Annotated in this window: 13 protein-coding genes; 12 read left to right on the top strand and 1 reads right to left on the bottom strand. The window is 63.6% G+C overall.

The window, feature by feature from the left end:
* The first annotated feature begins 238 nt into the window (after positions 1-238).
* On the top strand, positions 239-3,997 hold the full coding sequence (locus BGK68_RS23140) for a S8 family peptidase (RefSeq protein ID WP_075258996.1): 3,759 nt from the start codon (positions 239-241) through the stop codon (positions 3,995-3,997).
* Between the two features lie 154 nt (positions 3,998-4,151).
* Positions 4,152-4,988, top strand: coding sequence for an HlyD family secretion protein (locus tag BGK68_RS23135; RefSeq protein ID WP_143433143.1), 837 nt, complete (start codon positions 4,152-4,154; stop codon positions 4,986-4,988).
* Between the two features lie 65 nt (positions 4,989-5,053).
* On the opposite strand, the gene BGK68_RS23130 is transcribed toward BGK68_RS23135, so the two are convergent.
* Entirely contained in the window at positions 5,054-5,965 is a 912-nt protein-coding gene (locus BGK68_RS23130) for a LysR family transcriptional regulator (RefSeq protein WP_075258994.1), read from the bottom strand.
* Between the two features lie 295 nt (positions 5,966-6,260).
* Between BGK68_RS23130 and BGK68_RS23125 the strand changes: the two genes are divergently transcribed.
* From BGK68_RS23125 to BGK68_RS23080, 10 genes are all read left to right on the top strand, one after another.
* Positions 6,261-7,799: an ABC transporter substrate-binding protein gene (locus BGK68_RS23125; protein WP_075258993.1), complete on the top strand. Its 1,539-nt coding sequence runs from the start codon at positions 6,261-6,263 to the stop codon at positions 7,797-7,799.
* A 154-nt stretch (positions 7,800-7,953) separates the two neighbouring features.
* Complete coding sequence (locus BGK68_RS23120) at positions 7,954-8,871, top strand: ABC transporter permease (protein WP_075258992.1); 918 nt, start codon at positions 7,954-7,956, stop codon at positions 8,869-8,871.
* Between the two features lie 17 nt (positions 8,872-8,888).
* The gene (locus tag BGK68_RS23115) at positions 8,889-9,806 is read left to right on the top strand and encodes an ABC transporter permease (protein WP_075258991.1); all 918 of its coding nucleotides are present in this window, start codon (positions 8,889-8,891) and stop codon (positions 9,804-9,806) included.
* Positions 9,807-9,827: 21 nt separating this feature from the next.
* Positions 9,828-10,841, top strand: a complete 1,014-nt coding sequence (locus BGK68_RS23110; RefSeq protein WP_075258990.1) for an ABC transporter ATP-binding protein — start codon at positions 9,828-9,830, stop codon at positions 10,839-10,841.
* The gene (locus BGK68_RS23105) at positions 10,838-11,680 is read left to right on the top strand and encodes an ATP-binding cassette domain-containing protein (protein WP_075258989.1); all 843 of its coding nucleotides are present in this window, start codon (positions 10,838-10,840) and stop codon (positions 11,678-11,680) included. Before BGK68_RS23110 ends, BGK68_RS23105 begins: the two co-directional genes overlap by 4 nt.
* Before the next feature lie 33 nt (positions 11,681-11,713).
* Complete coding sequence (locus BGK68_RS23100; RefSeq protein ID WP_075258988.1) at positions 11,714-13,135, top strand: M20 family metallopeptidase; 1,422 nt, start codon at positions 11,714-11,716, stop codon at positions 13,133-13,135.
* Positions 13,132-14,331, top strand: a complete 1,200-nt coding sequence (locus BGK68_RS23095; RefSeq protein ID WP_075258987.1) for a M20 aminoacylase family protein — start codon at positions 13,132-13,134, stop codon at positions 14,329-14,331. The genes BGK68_RS23100 and BGK68_RS23095 overlap by 4 nt, the downstream gene beginning before the upstream one ends.
* Positions 14,332-14,764: 433 nt before the next feature.
* A complete protein-coding gene (locus BGK68_RS23090) occupies positions 14,765-15,109 on the top strand; it encodes a hypothetical protein (protein ID WP_075258986.1) in 345 nt (114 codons plus the stop codon).
* A gap of 371 nt (positions 15,110-15,480) precedes the next feature.
* Positions 15,481-16,149 (top strand): DUF2026 family protein, encoded by a 669-nt coding sequence (locus tag BGK68_RS23085; protein ID WP_075258985.1) that lies wholly within the window; start codon positions 15,481-15,483, stop codon positions 16,147-16,149.
* 303 nt (positions 16,150-16,452) lie between these two features.
* Positions 16,453-16,812 carry a VOC family protein gene (locus tag BGK68_RS23080; protein ID WP_075258984.1) on the top strand — a complete coding sequence of 120 codons (360 nt, stop codon included), beginning with the start codon at positions 16,453-16,455 and terminating at the stop codon, positions 16,810-16,812.
* Positions 16,813-17,643: the final 831 nt, after the last annotated feature.

The raw sequence follows: 17,643 nt of genomic DNA, 5'->3' as shown, positions 1-17,643 counted from the left end.
TCCTGTCGTCATTTCCTCCTTTCTTATTCTCATCACGACGTGACGTGGTGTAGAGAGCAGCACGTTACTGCGTGCAAATAGCACCAAAAGACAATGTACACAAAGGAGGGGGGCCTCCACACTGCGCGCTACAAAAAGTCGGTATCAACCGGCTCCTAGGGCAGCGAAATCAGGTACGTGGGACGGGAAGCATTCCCGATCTCCCGGTCCATTTCACACGCTCACCTAGGACGGGAATATGAAGACAAACAAGAAGTCGCCACTGAAAGCCGCGCCCCTGACGCCGGTCGTCTTCAAGAAACAAGCCTTATACGCCGCCGTATTGCTGACCCTGGGCCCGGCCCTGGTCACACCGGCCAGCGCCCAGAGCTACGTGAACTACGATGGCACCAGCACCGGCGATTCCACCGCCGCCCTGGGCACTTGGACGGGCAATACCGAGTTCAAGACCGACTGGGGCCTGGGCGCCATGAATGCCCAGTATGCCTACGTGGCGGGTTACACCGGCCAGGGAATCAAGCTGGGCTCGGTCGACTCGGGACTGCTGCTGACCCACAATGAATTCGCCAGCCGCAACGTCAAGGCGCTGGCCGTGACCGGCACCTATGCCAACGATGGATCTCAATACCAGAATGGCAGCCAGGCCTGGAAAGCCGGCGACGCCTTCAGCACCACCGGCGCCCTGAGCCCCCTCAACGACAAGCACGGCAGCCACGTTTCCGGCAGCATCGCGGCGGCCAAGAATGGCGATGGCATCATGGGGGTGGCGTTCGACAGCGACTACTACATCACCAACACCAACGGCACCGACAGTTCAGTCTATGGCGTGAACGTGGACTACAACTATTTCAAGGCGGCCTACGGCAACCTCGCCAGCGCGGGCGTGCGCGCCATCAACAGCAGCTGGGGCAGCCCGGATTCGCGCGACGACTACGGCAGCATCAGTGGTGTGGCGGCGGCCTACCAGCGCCTGCAGGGTGGCGGCAAGAAGACCTGGATGGACGCCGCCGCCGATGTGGCGCAAGCCTCCAATACACTGCTGGTGTGGGCTGCCGGCAATACCGGCAAGGTCAACGTCAACTTGCGTTCGGCGCTGCCATATTTCAGGCCGGAGCTGGAGCAGAACTGGATTGCGGTGGCCGCCGTCAATACCAACTCGATGCTGCCCAGCTTTTCCAACCAGTGCGGACTGGCCAAGTACTGGTGCCTGGCGGCGCCGGGCTCAGCCATCACCAGCCTGAACATCACCTCCGACACCGCCCTGGTCAACGCCTCCGGCACCTCGATGGCGGCTCCGCACGTCACCGGCGCGCTGGGCGTGCTGATGCAGCGCTATCCCGACCTGGATAACCAGGCCATCCGTACCATCTTGCTGAGCACCGCCAAGCACCTGGGAACGGGGCCGGACGATGTGCCCAACACCATGTTCGGCTGGGGTTTGCCGGATCTGAACAAGGCGCTCTACGGGCCCGGCCAGTTGCTGGGTGTGTTCAAGGCCAACATTGCCGCAGGCAGCGCCGACACCTGGAGCAATGACATCTCCGAGGCCGCCCTGATCCAGCGCAAGAGCGAAGACAAGGCGCAGTTGGCCGCCTGGCAGGCCTTGTCCGTAACCGCGTTGCAGGCTGCCGTCGACAGCGCTAGCGCGCAGGTCAAGGCGCAGGTCGACAACGGTTACGATGCGGCCCTGGCGCTGGTACAGACGCGCGCCCGGCTCAACGCCACCTACCAGGCCAGCAAGAAGAAGGCTGACAACACCGCCTTCCAGAACGCCGACAAGGCCGTGACCGCCAATGCCCTGGCGGCGGCCATTCTCAAGCAGTCCGGCAGCGGCGCCTTGCTGAGCAAGGACCAGCTCTTGTCCTATATGCTCACGGTCGATCCCGATATGGCTGCGGCCAACCTGGCCCTGGGCAACTACAACGGCCAGGCGGCCTATCTCGCTGCCGTTCAGAATAAGACCGATGCCGACTACGTCGGCAGCCTGGTCAAGACCGGAGATGGCAGCCTGACCCTGTCGGGCAACAACAGCTATACGGGCGGGACCCGGCTGGAGGGCGGCACCCTGGGCGTGGGGTCGGCCACTGCGCTTGGCACAGGGACCCTGGCCATGAGCGATGGCGCCACCTTGCGCGCCGCTGCGGACAACCTGGCCTTGAACAATGCGGTGAGCATCAGCGGCGCGGGCAGGATCGATACGCAGGCTTTCAATCTCACCCTCAACAACGGCATTGCCGATGGCAGCGTCCAGGGCAACCTGGTCAAGCAGGGCGAGGGTACATTACGGGTGCTCGGCACGGTGAGCTACAGCGGCAACACCACCATCGCAGCAGGTACCTTGAGCCTGCCGACCTATGTTCAGACGGTGGGCCAGATCTTGACGGTAGGAGTCGCCAGCACCACCCAGTACGGCAAACTGGCCGTGACCGGTGCGGCCAGCTTCGCCCCGGGCGCCGCGCTGGCCGTGGATGTGACCAAGGCTGCGACGCTGGGCAGCGGGCAGAAGCTGGTCGGCGTCATCACGGCCGGCAGCCTCAGCGCACCGCGCCTGGCCGTGTCCGACAATTCGGTGCTGTTCGATTTTCAGCCCGTGGTGGCGAGCAATGCCGTGGATCTGGATATCGTCAGCGCGGTCAGCATCAACAATGTGGTCCTCAATACGTTGGCGCCGGCTCCAGCGCCATCGAGTACGCCTGCGACCAGCACACCGACAGCCGGCGCACCAGCCTCCGGTATGCCAGTATCCAGTACAGCCGCTCCAAGCGCACCAGCACCAGCACCACCAGCGGCACCGGCGGCACCAGCACCACCGGCGGCACCAGCAGCACCAGCAGCACCAGCAATGGCGCCCGCAGTCAGAATGCCCGCCGTCGTCGCCGCCGCCACAGCGGCCGCTGCAGTGGCGCCGATACTGGACCGTCAGATCCAGCGACCGTCCAGCGCCGACATGGCCCAGGTCGTCACTGCGCTGGGCCGGTTGCCCGACGCGGCCAGCGTGCTGCGCGCGGCCAGCCAGACCCTGCCCAGGAACGTCAGCGACAACGCCATCCGTGGCGTCATGGCCTCGCTCAATCGCGTCATCGCCACCCGCGTCGACCTCGGCAACGTCGCTGGCAGTGGTCCGGGTGCAGGCAGCGGCCTGGGCTATGGCGAGGCCGGCGGTGATCGCCAGGTCTGGCTCATGCCCTTCGAATCGCGCACCAACCAGGGGGACCGCGATGGCGACTCCGGTTTCAGCGCCAGCACCTGGGGCATGGCCACGGGGGCCGAGATGGCCTTGGACAGCGGACGCGTCGGCCTTTCCTACGCCTACGCCAGCACCAGCGCCAGCGGCAATACCGCCATCACCGGTACCGGCAGCCGCAGCCGTATCGACTCCAATCTGCTGGCCCTGTATGGCAGCGCCCCGCTGGGCCAGCTGGCGCTGTCCTGGCAGGCTGATGTCGGCTGGAACAGCAACCGACTGGCGCGTGAGATGCAGTTCGGCGGCCTGCACCGCATTGCCAGCAGCCGTTATCACACCTGGAGCGCGCATCTGGGTGCAAACGTGTCACACACGCTGCCCTTGAGTGAAGCATTGAGCATCGTACCGGCCCTGCAGCTCGACTACACCCGCCTGCAAAGCCCATCCTATGCGGAGAGCGGGGCAGGTGACCTGAGCCTCTCAGTGCAGGGCAAGCGCAGCCAGGCCTTGCTGCTGGGCGTGGGGACGCGGTTCAATTACGCCCTCACGACGACTTCGCAGATCAGCACCCATGTCGGCGCCAGCTACGATGTCATCAACGACCGTGGCGATCTGGTGGCGACCTATGCCGGGACGCCGGGACAAGCGTTCACCGCACCCGGGGCGGCGCGCTCTGCGTGGCTGTTCAAGGCCGGCGTCAGCTATCGTTTCCAGCTGACGACCGAGGCTGATATCTCGCTGCGCCTGGACGCCGAGGGCCGCAGCGGATTCATCAACCAGTCGGCGGCGCTCAAGGCCAGCTGGCGCTTCTGATTCATGTGCGGCCGCCCTGGTGGCGGTCGCTAACGGTCGCCGGTCCTACTTCCTGCCGTGGGACCGGCCGGGCTGGCCGACGGAACCGATCTCAAGCGCGGCAGTCACAAGGGTTCCCCCGCCACCGTGACGGCTGCCGCCGTACTTGTCCAGCATGAAACTTGCCATCGACGCCGCCTTGAGTCACTCCCCTGTCCGGACCGGTATCCGGCCCCTGTGCGCCCTGTTGCCGCTGGTGCTGCTGCTGGCGGCGTGTTCTCCGCCTCGCACCGATGATGCCAGCGTGGCCTCCGATTACCAGGTGGTATCGTCCCCGGTCAAGGCCATTGTCAAGGAGGTATTGGTCAAGCCGGGGCAGCAGGTGGAAGAGGGCGCTCTGTTGCTCACCCTGAACCCTGAGATCGACCCGATGGCGCATGTGATGGAAGTCACCCGCACTGTCCTCGGCGATCCGGGCGCGCAGAAGCAGAACGACGGCAGGCCGGCGCGGCGTCCGACCATGGAAGACATGATGGCGGCAGTGCGCGCCGATCAGGAGAACGTGCGGGAAAAGTCCAATCGCTGGGCCGATTCTGCGGGGCAGGTGGTCGATCTGCTGGTCAAGCCGGATCAGGCCATCGCCCCTGAGCAGCCGCTCATGGCGATCTCCACCGGAGACATCATCGTCGTGGCCCGCTTCAAGGAGGACGAGGTCAAGCAACTGCACTTGGGCCAGCGCGCCCAGGTGCAACTGATGGAGCAGGTGACTGAGCCGGATCGCCAAGGTCGTCGGCGTGATACGGATCGTCCCATGGAGCAGATATTCTCCGGCAGCCTCAAGGCCTTTGGCGATGTGCCTGCCGACGGGAGTCCTGAGGCGACCATCGAGGCCGGCCCCAACGTCAAGGTGGTGTCGCGCGCCCCGGTCCAGATCGTGCTCGACGTTCCCGCTGCACAGCGCGGCCTGTTCCGCCGTGGCCGGGCGGCCCTGGTGACGATGCAGAAGGACTGAGTCGCCCAGGACGGCAACGTCCCTGATCCCGACAGTGGCGTCGATGGCACCGGCCGCAGGCTGCGCTACAGATCCTTGCTCAATTCCGCCACCAGATAATCAAGAAAGATTTCCACGCTGCGCGGCAACGTCCGTCCGGCCAGCGTCTGCACTTCTACAAAGCGACCATCTGCGGGACAGTCGCGGATCGGCCGCAGGGTCAGCTCGCCGGCGGCAATGCGGTAACGTACCGTGACCTCGCCGGTGATGGAGAGGGCGTCGTTGTCGAGCACATAGTTGTGCAGGGACTGGATGTAGTTGCTGGTCATGACCGGTTCGATCACCACCTGCTGGCGGCTACAAGCGATGTCGAAGAGCTGCCGCAGTGTCGTGGTGGGATCGGGCAGGGCCATGGGATAGGGCTTGAGCTGCCCCACCGAGATCTGGCGAAAGCGCGCCAGCGGATGATCCTTGCGCATGATCAGGGCAATCGGCCCCGGTTGCCGGTGCACTACCTTGATCTCCGGTTCAGGCAGCCGCGCAAAGGTCAGCCCGATATCGGCATTGCCTTCGCGCACCTGGCGCGACACCAGCGCGGGCGCACCCACGAAGAGCTGGAACACGAAGCCCGGATATTTCTTCTGGAAGGCATTGATCAGCCGGGGCAGGAAGTCGATGGCAAAACCTTCCGACGCCGACAGCCTGACGCGCCCGCTGCGCAGGCCCTTCAAGGCCTGCAGGTCAGCCACCACGCGGTCGGCTTCCAACGCCATCTTGCGCGCATGCGCGGCCAGCATCTCGCCGCCGGCCGAGAGCACCATGCCGCGCGGCCGCCGTTCGAACAGGACCGTATCCAAGATCTGCTCCAGACTGCTGATCTGCCGGCTGATGGCCGAGCTGGCCACGTTCAGGCGCTGTGATGCTTCGCTGATGGAGCCGCAACGGACCACTTCGAGGAAGTAGCGCAGGGCGGTATCTTGCAGTTGCTGCGATTTCATTCAGGCCTCGCCAGAGGAAAATGAACAGGATTATTTGGTGCGTGCTTCACGTCTTTGGTGCAGCGCCCTGCCACTTGGCACGCCCCCGGATGCTGCACCTGCTTCAACGGCCCCGGCCCAGCAGTGTTGCGGATTTCCGGGGGGTAGGTACATTGTGGTGCAGCATTTTTGCGTTCTTCTTTCGGCAACGCAGGCATAGAAATTTAATGATTGTGGCATCGGTAAATCGTAGCCTAGTATGCCCTTCGACGTCGCGGTTTTTTCACATTTCTCTTACTCGAACGAAGGGGCTGGAATGAACGCACTACACAAATCCCTCCTGGGCTGGTCACGATGTGCAGTGTTGGCGGCGGGGGCCATGACGGCGGTTGCGGCGCATGCTGGCAAGGCCAACGACACCCTGGTCTATGCCTCCGACAGCGAGGTCGAGAACATCAGCCAGTATCACAACAACCTGCGCGAAGGCGTGATCCTGGCGCACCTGATCTGGGACACGCTGATCTACCGCGACCCCAAGACCAACGAATACAAGCCGCAACTGGCCACCGCCTGGAAGTGGGAGTCGCCCACTGCGCTGGTGCTGGATCTGCGCCAGGGTGTGCAATTCCAGAACGGCGACAAGTTCAGCGCCGATGATGTGGTGTTCACCTTCAACTATGCGGTCTCGCCGGAATCGAAGGCGGTCACGCGCCAGAACACCGACTGGATCAAGAGCGTGGACAAGCTCGCCGACTACAAGGTGCGCATCAACCTGAAAGGCCCGTTCCCCGCCGCCCTGGAATACCTGGCCGGCCCCTTGCCGATCTACCCGGCAGCCTATTTCAAGAAGGTGGGCCTGGAAGGTTTTTCCAAGGCGCCCATCGGCACCGGCCCCTACAAGGTAACCAGCGTGACCCCGGGGCAGGGTGTGACCCTGGTCAAGAATCCTGGCTACTTCAAGGATAGCCCGCAAGGCCAGCCCACCATCGGCAATATCAAGTTCGTCGTCATCCCCGACCCGGAAACCCGCGCCGCCCAGCTCATGACCGGCGCCATCGACTGGATCTGGCGCGTGCCGCCAGACCAGGCCGATTCGCTCAAGACCAATCCCAAGCTGGCCGTGCAGAGCGGCGAGACCATGCGGATCGGTTTCATTACCCTGGATACGACCGGCACGTCGGCGCCCAATTCGCCCTTCAAGGATGTGCGCGTACGACAGGCGGTCAACCATGCGATCAATCGCAAGGGCTATGCCGACAACCTCATGCGCGGCGGCAGCCAGCCGGTCTATACCGCCTGCTTCCGCACCCAGTTCGGCTGCGACAGCAATGCCGCCATCAAGTATGACTACAACCCGGCCAAGGCCAAGGAGCTACTGGCAGCAGCCGGCTATCCCAACGGCTTCGACACCGACATCTACGCCTACCGCGAACGTGAGATCGCCGAAGCCATCATCGGCGACCTGCGCAAGGTCGGCATCCGCGCGCGCCTGCACTACATGAAGTTTGCCGCGTTGCAGACCGAGTATCGCAGCGGCAAGACGCCGATGAGCTTCTACTCCTGGGGCTCGTTCTCGATGAACGATACCTCGGCCTTTGCCGGGGTCTACTTCAAGGGGGGCGCGGATGACATCACCAAGGACCCGCAGCTGCAGCAGTATCTGCAGACGGCCGATACCTCGATCGATCCCGCCGTGCGCAAGGCCAACTACAGCAAGGCGCTGGAGCTGATCTCCAAGCAGGCCTACGTGGCGCCGATGTTCTCCTATTCGACCTACTACGCCTACAACGCCCAGCTCAATTTCCAGGGTTATCCGGATGAGCTGCCGCGCTTCTACGAGGCCAGCTGGAAGTAAGCCTGACGGTGCAACTGCCCTGAGCTTGACGAAGGGGCGCACCGTCCCAGCGCCTTCGATACGGCCCCTGTGGGGCCTACTCAGTCCGAACGGGCATCGATGGTTGTGGGAAGGGTGGGATGACCTCTGTAATTTTCTTCAAGGAAGGATCGCCATGCTGATCTACATCCTGCGCCGCCTGGCCATTGCCTTGTGCGTGGCCATCACGGTGTCTGTCGTCAGTTTCACCCTGCTGCACATGTCGGGCGACCTGGCCGTCTCCATCGCCGGGCCTGAAGCCACGGCCGCGCAGGTGGAATCGGTGCGCACCCAGTTCGGCCTGGACCGGCCCATGGCCACGCAATACCTGGACTGGCTGGGTCGCGCGGTACAGCTGGACTTCGGCAAGTCCTTCTACTTCCAGGGACCGGTGATGGAGATGATCGCCGAGCGCCTGCCCATCACCTTCAAGCTGGGGGGCAGCGCGTTATTGCTGGCAGTGCTGACGGCCATTCCGCTGGGCGTGCTGGCGGCCATCTACCGCGATACCTGGCTGGACCGCGCCGCGCTGCTCATCGCTGTGGTGGGACAGGCCATGCCCAGCTTCTGGTTCGGCCTGACGCTGATCCTCATCTTCGCCGTCACCCTGCACTGGTTGCCGGTGGCGGGCAACGAGAGCTGGCAGCACTTCATCCTGCCGGCGGTGGCGCTGGGCTATTACGCCATGCCGGCGATGATGCGGCTGACCCGCTCGGGCATGCTCGAAGTGCTGGGCTCGGACTATATCCGTACGGCGCGCGCCAAGGGGCTGTCCAAGTCGCGGGTGGTGTTCAAGCATGCACTGCGCAACGCCGTCATCCCGGTGGTGGCGCTGGCCGCAGTGGAGCTGGGTTTCATGCTGGGCGGCTCGGTGGTGATCGAGTCGGTCTATTCGATGCAGGGCCTGGGACAACTCGCCTGGGACGCCATCTCGCGCAATGATTACCCGGTGGTGCAGGCCGTGGTGCTGATCATCGCCATGTTCTACATCGGCCTGACCTTCCTGGCCGATGTCATCAATGCGCTGCTCGATCCGCGCATCCGTACCCGTTGATTGCCAGGGAGCCCCCCATGAGCGCGACCACCACCACCATGCCCCCCACTCCCTTGTTGCAGGGCGCGCTGCCGCCGCTGCCTGCCTGGCGCCGCAAGCTGCGCCGCCTGCTCGGCCATCGCGGCCTGATGATCGGCGCAGCCGTGCTGGCGGTGATCGTGCTGGCGGCCCTTTTTGCGCCCTTGCTGGCCCCGCATGATCCCTTCGACCAGGATGTGACGGCGCGTCTGATTCCGCCGGTCTGGCAGGCGCAAGGCAGTTGGGAGCATATTCTCGGCACCGACAAGCTGGGCCGCGACTATCTCTCGCGGCTGATCTATGGCGCGCGGGTGTCGCTGACCATCGGCATCGCCGCCGCCCTGATCTCGGGGCTGATCGGCACCACCCTGGGGGTGCTGGCCGGCTACTTTGGCGGACGTACCGATGCCGTCATCAGCTACCTCATCACCACGCGCCTGGCCATGCCGGTGGTGCTGGTGGCGCTGGCCATGGCCTCGCTGGTGGGCGGTTCGCTCAAGGTGGTGATCGTGTTGCTGGGGCTGTTGCTGTGGGACCGCTTCGCCGTGGTGACGCGCTCGGCCACGCAGCAGTTGCGGGACGCCGAATTCATCGCCGCCGCCAAGGCCATCGGCGCGTCCACGCCCTACATCCTGCTGCGCGAAATCCTGCCCAACATCATGGGGGCGCTGATCGTGGTGGTGACGCTGGAAATGGCCCACGCCATCCTGCTGGAGGCCACGCTGTCCTTCCTCGGGCTGGGCGTGCAGCCGCCCACGCCTTCCTGGGGCCTGATGGTCGCCGAGGGCAAGACCTACATGTTCTTCAAGCCCTGGGTGATCGTCATCCCGGGTGTGGCGCTGGCCCTGCTGGTGCTGGCGATCAACCTGGTCGGCGATGGCCTGCGCGATGTCAACGCGCCCGATGGCCGCAACTGAACCGCTTCGTAGGAGAGCACCATGAGCGTATTGCTGGACGTGAAGAACCTGAAGGTGGACCTGCCCACCGAAAACGGCATGCTGCACGCCGTGCGCGGCATCGATTTCCAGGTGCGCAGGGGCGAGATGCTGTGCCTGGTGGGCGAGTCGGGCTGCGGCAAGTCCATGACCTCGCTGGCCTTGATGGGGCTGCTGCCGCGCAAGGCGCAGTGCAGCGCCGACCACATCCTCTTCGATGGCGTCGATCTGCATGGCATGCGCGAGAAGCAGTTGATGCAACTGCGCGGCAAGCGCATGGCGATGATCTTCCAGGAACCGATGACCTCGCTCAATCCCTCCTATACGCTGGGCAACCAGCTGTGCGAGGCGATGCTGCAGCAACCCGGTGTGAGCCGTGCCGAAGCGCGCGAGCGGGCGCTGTACCTGTTGCATCGCACCGGCATCGGCAATGCCGAAGACCGCCTGCGCCAGTATCCGCACCAGCTCTCGGGCGGGCTGCGCCAGCGTGTGATGATCGCCATGTCGCTCATGTGCCATCCCGACCTGATCATCGCCGATGAACCGACCACCGCACTGGACGTGACCATCCAGGCGCAGATCCTGCGCATGATCCGCGAGCTGCAGCAGGAATTCGGCACCGCCGTCATCTTCATCACCCACGACCTCGGCGTGGTCTCGCGCATCGCTGACCGGGTGGCGGTGATGTATGCGGGGCAGGTGGTGGAAACCACCGACGTCGCGCAACTCTTCGCCCAGCCGCGCCATCCCTATACGCAGGGGCTGCTCAATTGCATCCCGGTGCGCGGCAAGACGCTGCCGGGCAGTCACCTGCAAGCCATTCCCGGCGTGGTGCCCAGCCTGGTGGGCCAGGTCAGCGGCTGCGCCTTCCGTAACCGCTGCGCCAAGGCCGACAGCGGCTGTGAACGTGACCCGCAGATGGTGCAGCAAGGCAGTGCGACTGCTGCGCACGAGGCGCGCTGCCTCAAACTGGATGCAGCGACGGATGCAGTTGATGCGATGGAGGTGGCAGCATGAGCAATTCCCATCAAGAGCCGGTACCGCTGGACGATATCGCCCTGGAGCTGTGTGCGCTGACCAAGGTCTATCCGCTCAAGCGTGGATTGTTCCAGCCCCCCGGGCGACTCAAGGCGGTCAATGACGTGTCGTTGCGCCTGTACCGTGGCGAGACGCTCGGGCTGGTGGGCGAATCCGGCTGTGGCAAGAGCACCCTGGCCAAGATGCTGCTGGGCCTGTTGCCGCCCACCTCGGGCAATGTGCTCATCAATGGCCAGGAAGTCGATCCCACCGAGCGTAAAGCGCATGCGCGCCACATCCAGCCCATCTTCCAGGACCCGTATTCCTCGCTCAATCCACGCAAGACCGTGGCCGAGATCGTCGGCCTGCCGTTGAAGCTCCATGGCGTCGGCAATGCCGCCCAACGCAGCCGCCAGGTCAAGGACATCCTCGATCTGGTGGGCATGCCCGAACGCACCCATGCCCAGTATCCCAACCAGCTCTCCGGCGGCCAGCGCCAGCGGGTGGCTATTGCCCGGGCGCTGATCCTGCGTCCCGACATCCTCATCTGCGACGAGCCGACCTCGGCGCTGGACGTGTCGGTGCAGGCGCAGATCCTGAACCTGCTGCTGGACCTGAAGGCCGAGTTCGGCCTGACCTATCTCTTCATCAGCCACGACCTGGGCGTGGTGGAACACCTGGTGGACCGCGTGGCCGTGATGAACCAGGGCAGCATCGTCGAGCTGCAGAGCCGCGCGCAGATCTTCAGCGAGCCCCAGCATCCCTATACGCGCATGTTGCTGGCTTCTGCCCTCACGCCCGATCCGGGACGGGGCATCCCGGCGCTGGCCGCCGCCTGAATCACTTACCCCCCATCAACCAGGAGCAGCAGCATGAGCAGAGCACAAGCCATCGCCGGTGTGGAAGCCTACTTCGACGACGGCCGTTTCATGGAGACCTTGAAGCGCCGTGTGGCCATCCGCACCGAAAGCCAGGAGCCGGCCAGCCGTCCCATCCTCTACGATTACCTGCACCAGGAAATCACGCCCTACCTGCAGGCACTGGGTTTCACCTGCGAGGTGGTCGACAATCCGCTGCCCGAGGGCAGCCCCTTCCTGATCGCCGAACGCATCGAAGCCGATGCCGCCTTCACCGTGCTCACCTACGGCCATGGCGACGTCGTGCGCGGCTATGACAAGCAATGGCGCGCCGGCCTGTCACCCTGGGAGATCGTGGTCGAAGGGGAGCGCTGGTACGGGCGCGGCATTGCCGACAACAAGGCCCAGCACACCATCAACTTCGCTGCGCTGGAAGAAGTGATGAAGGTGCGCGGCGGCCGCCTGGGCTACAACGTCAAGCTGATCCTGGAAATGGGCGAGGAGACCGGCTCACCCGGCCTGAACGCGGTCTGCCAGCAATACGCCGAGCGGCTCAAGGCCGATCTCTTCATCGCCTCCGACGGCCCGCGTGTGAATGCGCCCACGCCGACCATGTTCCTCGGCTCGCGCGGCGGCTGCAATTTCGACCTGAAGTGCCATCTGCGCGATGGCGGCCATCACTCCGGCAACTGGGGCGGCTTGCTGCGTAATCCCGGCGTGCGCCTGGCCAATGCCATCGCCTGCCTGGTCGATGAGCGCGGCGCGATCCGGGTGCCGGCGCTGCTGCCGTCCGCGCTGCCGCAGAGCGTGCGCAAGGCCTTGGCCAAGGTCAAGCTGGGCGGCGGCCCGACTGATCCTGAGATCGATGCGGATTGGGGCGAACCCGACCTCACCCCCGCCGAGCGCGTCTTCGCCTGGAATACGCTGGAAGTGCTGGCCTTCAAGACCGGCAATCCGGAAGCGCCCGTCAACGCCATCCCCGGCCAGGCCAGCGCGCATTGCCAGATCCGCTTCGTGGTGGGCAGCGATGATGCCCATTTCATCGAGCACATCCGCGCCCACCTGGACGAACATGGCTACGACGATATCGAAGTCAGCCTGTCCGGCGTGCAGTTCGCCGCCACCCGCCTCGATCCCGATGATGAATGGGTGCGCTGGGGCCTGGCCTCCATGCAGGAGACCAGCGGCAAGGAACCTACGCTCTTGCCCAACCTGGGCGGCTCGCTGCCCAACGATGTGTTCTCCGAGACGCTGGGCCTGCCCACCCTGTGGGTGCCGCATTCCTATCCGGCCTGCTCGCAGCACGCCCCCAATGAACACATCCTGGCCAGTGTCTCGCGCGAGTCGCTGCAAGTGATGGCCGGGCTGTTCTGGGACCTGGCCGAGCAGGGTGCTGCCGTACTGGCGCGCCGCCAAGCGCTGGCGGGGCAGGCATGAGTCACGCGCATCCAAGCCGCCTGTGCGAGGTCAGCGACCTGCACGACATCCAGGACGAGATCACCGGCATTCGTCGCCACTTGCACCAGCATCCCGAGCTCTCCTTCGAGGAAGTCGATACCGCCGCGCTGGTGGCGCAACGCCTGGAGCAATGGGGCTATGCCGTCACCCGTCACATCGGCGGCAATGGCCTGGTCGCGACGCTGCGCGCTGGCAGCAGTGCGCGCAGCATCGGCCTGCGCGCCGACATGGACGCCTTGCCGATCCAGGAAGAGACCGGCCTGGACTGGGCCAGCGTCAATCCCGGCGCCATGCATGCCTGCGGCCATGATGGCCATACCGCCATGTTGCTGGGGGCGGCCCGCCATCTGGCCCGGACCCGCCGCTTCGATGGCACGCTGAACCTGATCTTCCAGCCGGCCGAAGAAGCCGGCTTCGACAGCGGTGCGCAAAAGATGCTGGCCGATGGCTTGTTCGAACGCTTTCCCTGCGAGGCCGTGTTCGGCATCCACAATCATCCGGGCGTGGAAGCCGGCACCTTCATGTTCAGGAGCGGCCCCTTCATGGCGGCCTGCGATACCGTCAAGATCCGCATCACCGGACGCGGCAGCCACGCCGCCCGCCCGCACCTGTCGGTGGACCCGGTGGTGGTCGCCGCCAGCCTGGTGATGGCCTTGCAGACGGTGGTCTCGCGCAATATCGATCCGATGGACAGCGCCGTGGTCACCGTGGGTAGTCTCCATGCCGGCAAGGCCTCCAATGTGATTCCCGAATTCGCGACGATGGAACTGAGCGTGCGTTCCTTCAAGCCCGAGGTGCGTGAATTGCTGGAGCAGCGCATCCGTGCGCTGGTCAGCACGCATGCCCAGAGCTATGGCGCGCAGGCCGAGATCGATTACCTGCGTGGCTATCCGGTGCTGGTCAACAGCGATGCCGAGACCGACTTTGCCCGCAGCGTGGCCGAGGAACTGGTGGGGCCGGAGAAGGTGATCGCCCCCTTCGGTCCGATTGCCGGCAGCGAGGACTTTGCCTACTTCCTGCAGCAACGTCCGGGTTGCTTCCTGCGGGTCGGCAATGGCCAGGGCAAGCCCATGCTGCACAACGCCGGCTATGATTTCAATGACGCCAACATTCCCATCGGCGCGGCCTACTGGACGCGGCTGGTGGAGCGCTGGATGCCGTTGCAGGGAGAGTGAGGAGGGCGCATCGCCGTGGCCGTCCCGCTTATTCCGACTGCATATAAGCGAATGACGATTGCTTCCTTCACGAGGTAGGCAAGCCACGTTACAGTGGGAGCGTCTCCTCAGACTTCCCGGACTGGGAACGCTTCGAGCTTGAACCCGCCTTGCGCAAGCCTGGCGGGTTTCTTTTTTGTCTGTCGAGGCAGCGAAGTTACGTTCCATTCATGTGACTAACCATCCTCATGGTGAGGCACTACGGCAGAGCTGGCGTGGTGTTGCCAAACTTGGACGGCGTCGCCAGGATCAGGAATTCCCCGATGTTCGCGCGGCCCGCCACTGCCTAAGATGGGAACCATCGAAACACGGTCTGTGGCGTCGGAAGCCAGGTGGAAGGCAAATCCCGACATGCTCGCAAGACCCTCATGCTGATCTTGCCAGGAGTATTGCCATGCATTTCGTCACCGATTCCGTCCCGGGTGAAATCACCCTGATGTTCATCAGTTATCTGGTGTTCTGCACCGTGCTGATGTACCTCTTCGTACGCACCGACCGCGAGTGGGGCCAGATGGAAGTGTCGCTGGATGCGGTGGGCCCGCGCGATCAGCACGCTACCGCCAAGGCTGCAATGGTGTATGCCAGCGTCGAGGCCGAAAACCGCTCGCTGTTCGACAGCGGCCTGACCCGTCCGTCGCTGCAACATTGCGCACAGTATCACGATGTGGATTGCAACTGCTTCATGGAGAGCGTCCGCAAGCAGGATGACATGCCTGGGGGAAAGCTGGGTGGGGAGTAGTAGGGGAAGTGAAGTGGGAGTGGGGAAGTGGGGAGTTGCGAGTAGCAAGTTGCAAGTTGCAAGGAAGTAGGGGGTTGTACCGTAGCACGCAGCAGAAGTGGCAATGATGCAGTCGTGGTAGAAATTGTAGAAGTTGCAGTCGTGCAGTGAAGCAGTCTGTGCAGGAGAAGTGTGCAGTTGCAGGTGCAGTACCGTAGCAGAGCAGCAAGTGAAGTGGCAGTCGCAGTAAAAATCTCTTGAGGGTGGTGGAACGGCAAGTCGTGAGGCCGCTTTTGTTCCAAAGCGCGCGTCACGTGTCGGGAGCGGGCAGTCGACGCCCCCGTGAAGCGGCCAAGCGGCTTGCCCGTTCTTTTTCGTGAGAAAATTGCGCCATGCAAATCTCTCATTCCCCTGCGCAGAACCTGCGCCCCTTGATTCCCCTGGCCGATTACCAACGCATCTTCCGCGTCATCCATTCTGTGCTGCATAGCGTGGAAGCGGATATCCCGGCCGCCAGTTTCTTCTTTTCCGTCACCGCCGCGCAGATCCTCAAGAAGTTCTACAAGCGCAACGCCTTTCCGGTGGCTGGCGCGGCCTTCTATCTCATCCATCCCGACCGCGCCGGCGCCTTGTCCTTCGGCACGCTCGCCGAAGACGGCCAGAGCGTGGCCAGCGACAAGGACGCCTTCCATGCCTGGGTGCAGTGCGATGGCTATGCCATCGATTTCATGGCCCCCTTGTTCCAGGAATTGCTGAGCTCGGCGGGGCATCCCTTGCCAGTGCCGCGCCGCATGTTCCAGAAGGATCTGGGGCGCATGTGCTCGGGCGTGCAGGCCCTGAGCGTGCCGGGAGACTTCTACCTGGCTCCCGACCTTGCGCTCACGCGCGAACTGCTGCAGCAGTTCATGGCCAAGAAGGCCCTGACCAATCTGTCCCAGCTCTGCCAGGAATGGTTCCGCAAGCCGCCCAAGGCCATGCCGGATGACCTGGCCTTGCAGGGCGCGGACGGCGAGGTCTCGCGCATCAGCCTGCAGCCCACGGCCATTGACGGCGTCTGGTAAGGCGCGCTTGCAGCGGGAAATTTCATCTGGGGAAGGTGTGAGGCGAAGGCCTCCGAAGGGAGGGTGTGCTGGACGTATGTCCAACACACCGTACGATCATGCATATCGGTTGCATGTACCGCACTAGGATTCGGATCATAGTGCGCGGATATGACGATGTCATGACATGCGCCGCTCTGACGAGAGTTTCTCGAAATTTTCCGATGTCATCGGGAGGCGACAGTATGTGCGACGGAAGTTATGCAGACGATGACTCCTGGATGCAGTACCAACTGCTTTTTTTCATCGTATAGGACAACGACAATGACCGACCAAGGCAGGCATCTGCGCATCGACAACATCGAATTCAACGTGGCCGACATTGAGCGCAGCAAGGCGTTTTACGGCGCCGTGTTCGGCTGGCGCTTCGTGGACTACGGCCCGACCTATACCGAGTTCCAGGATGGTCGCCTGGCAGGCGGCTTCACCACTGGTGAGCCGGTCAGGCCGGGCGGTCCGCTGGTGATCCTGTATGCGGATGATCTGGAGGACGTCCAGCGCAAGCTCCTCGCCGCCGGTGCGCGCATCAGCCGTGCGACCTTCTCCTTCCCGGGCGGCAAGCGCTTTCATTTCATCGATCCCGACGGGTATGAGTTGGCGGTGTGGTGCGCCGATCCAGCGTGATGGCGGATCAGCCGCCCGGTGTGAGTAGTCGAGGAGGTACTGGCCTCGCTGATGTCACGTCGGCGTAACAAGTCGCCGTTAGACTTCATCCCGTCTCCTCTGTAACCTGTTGCAGATGTTTGGCCTGCGATGCGAGCGCGTCGCAGGCCTTTTTTCCCGGTTCTCTTCACGCCCACGCCGGCCAGTGGCGTTGTAACCCGGCAGTACGCACACGTAGTGGAAGCTGCGGTCCTCCCTTCCCGACTGGCGCAAGCCTGGTCGGTGCGCGGCGCGGGGTGCGTATGTCTCTCTCTTGCTGGCTGCTTGCGAGCGCTTCTCCTGGCGCTGCCCAGTCTGTGTCAGATTTCCAATTTCCTTTTCTATTCAAGCACTTGGCTGGCTTTTCCAGCGCTTTTCCACAGGCTTGCCACCAAAAGATGTGGATATCCGCCGCAGAGCGGACCTGGGCGCTTCCAGGGCCGGCTCGCCATGTTTGCCTGCCCGCTAAAGTGTCGCAAGGGTAAACGCCCGTGAAATCAAGGGCTTATCTCCCTTGTCCAGCGCTTGTCCACAGCCTTGCCACCAAAACATGTGGATAGTGGCCAGCAGGCCGTTGTCGCGGTGGCATTTGCGCCATTCCCGTAGCGGCGGCACATGCTTGGCAGGGTGTTGCCCATGGTCGAAGCGGAAATGAAAAGTTGTTTGGAATCAATGCCTTGATGAGCTTGTCAAGACGTTCTCCACAGGCTTGCCACCAGAAAATGTGGATAGTTCGTCAGCCCTTGTCAGGAGGGGCCGTGGTGGTTCCTGCCTGTTTTTTGCCCGTCCGAGGTGCGGAAATGGAATTTCCTT

It is taken from the genome of Herbaspirillum camelliae, assembly GCF_001929405.1.
GTDB lineage: Bacteria > Pseudomonadota > Gammaproteobacteria > Burkholderiales > Burkholderiaceae_D > Herbaspirillum > Herbaspirillum seropedicae.
This window is presented reverse-complemented; position numbering and strand designations above follow the sequence as displayed.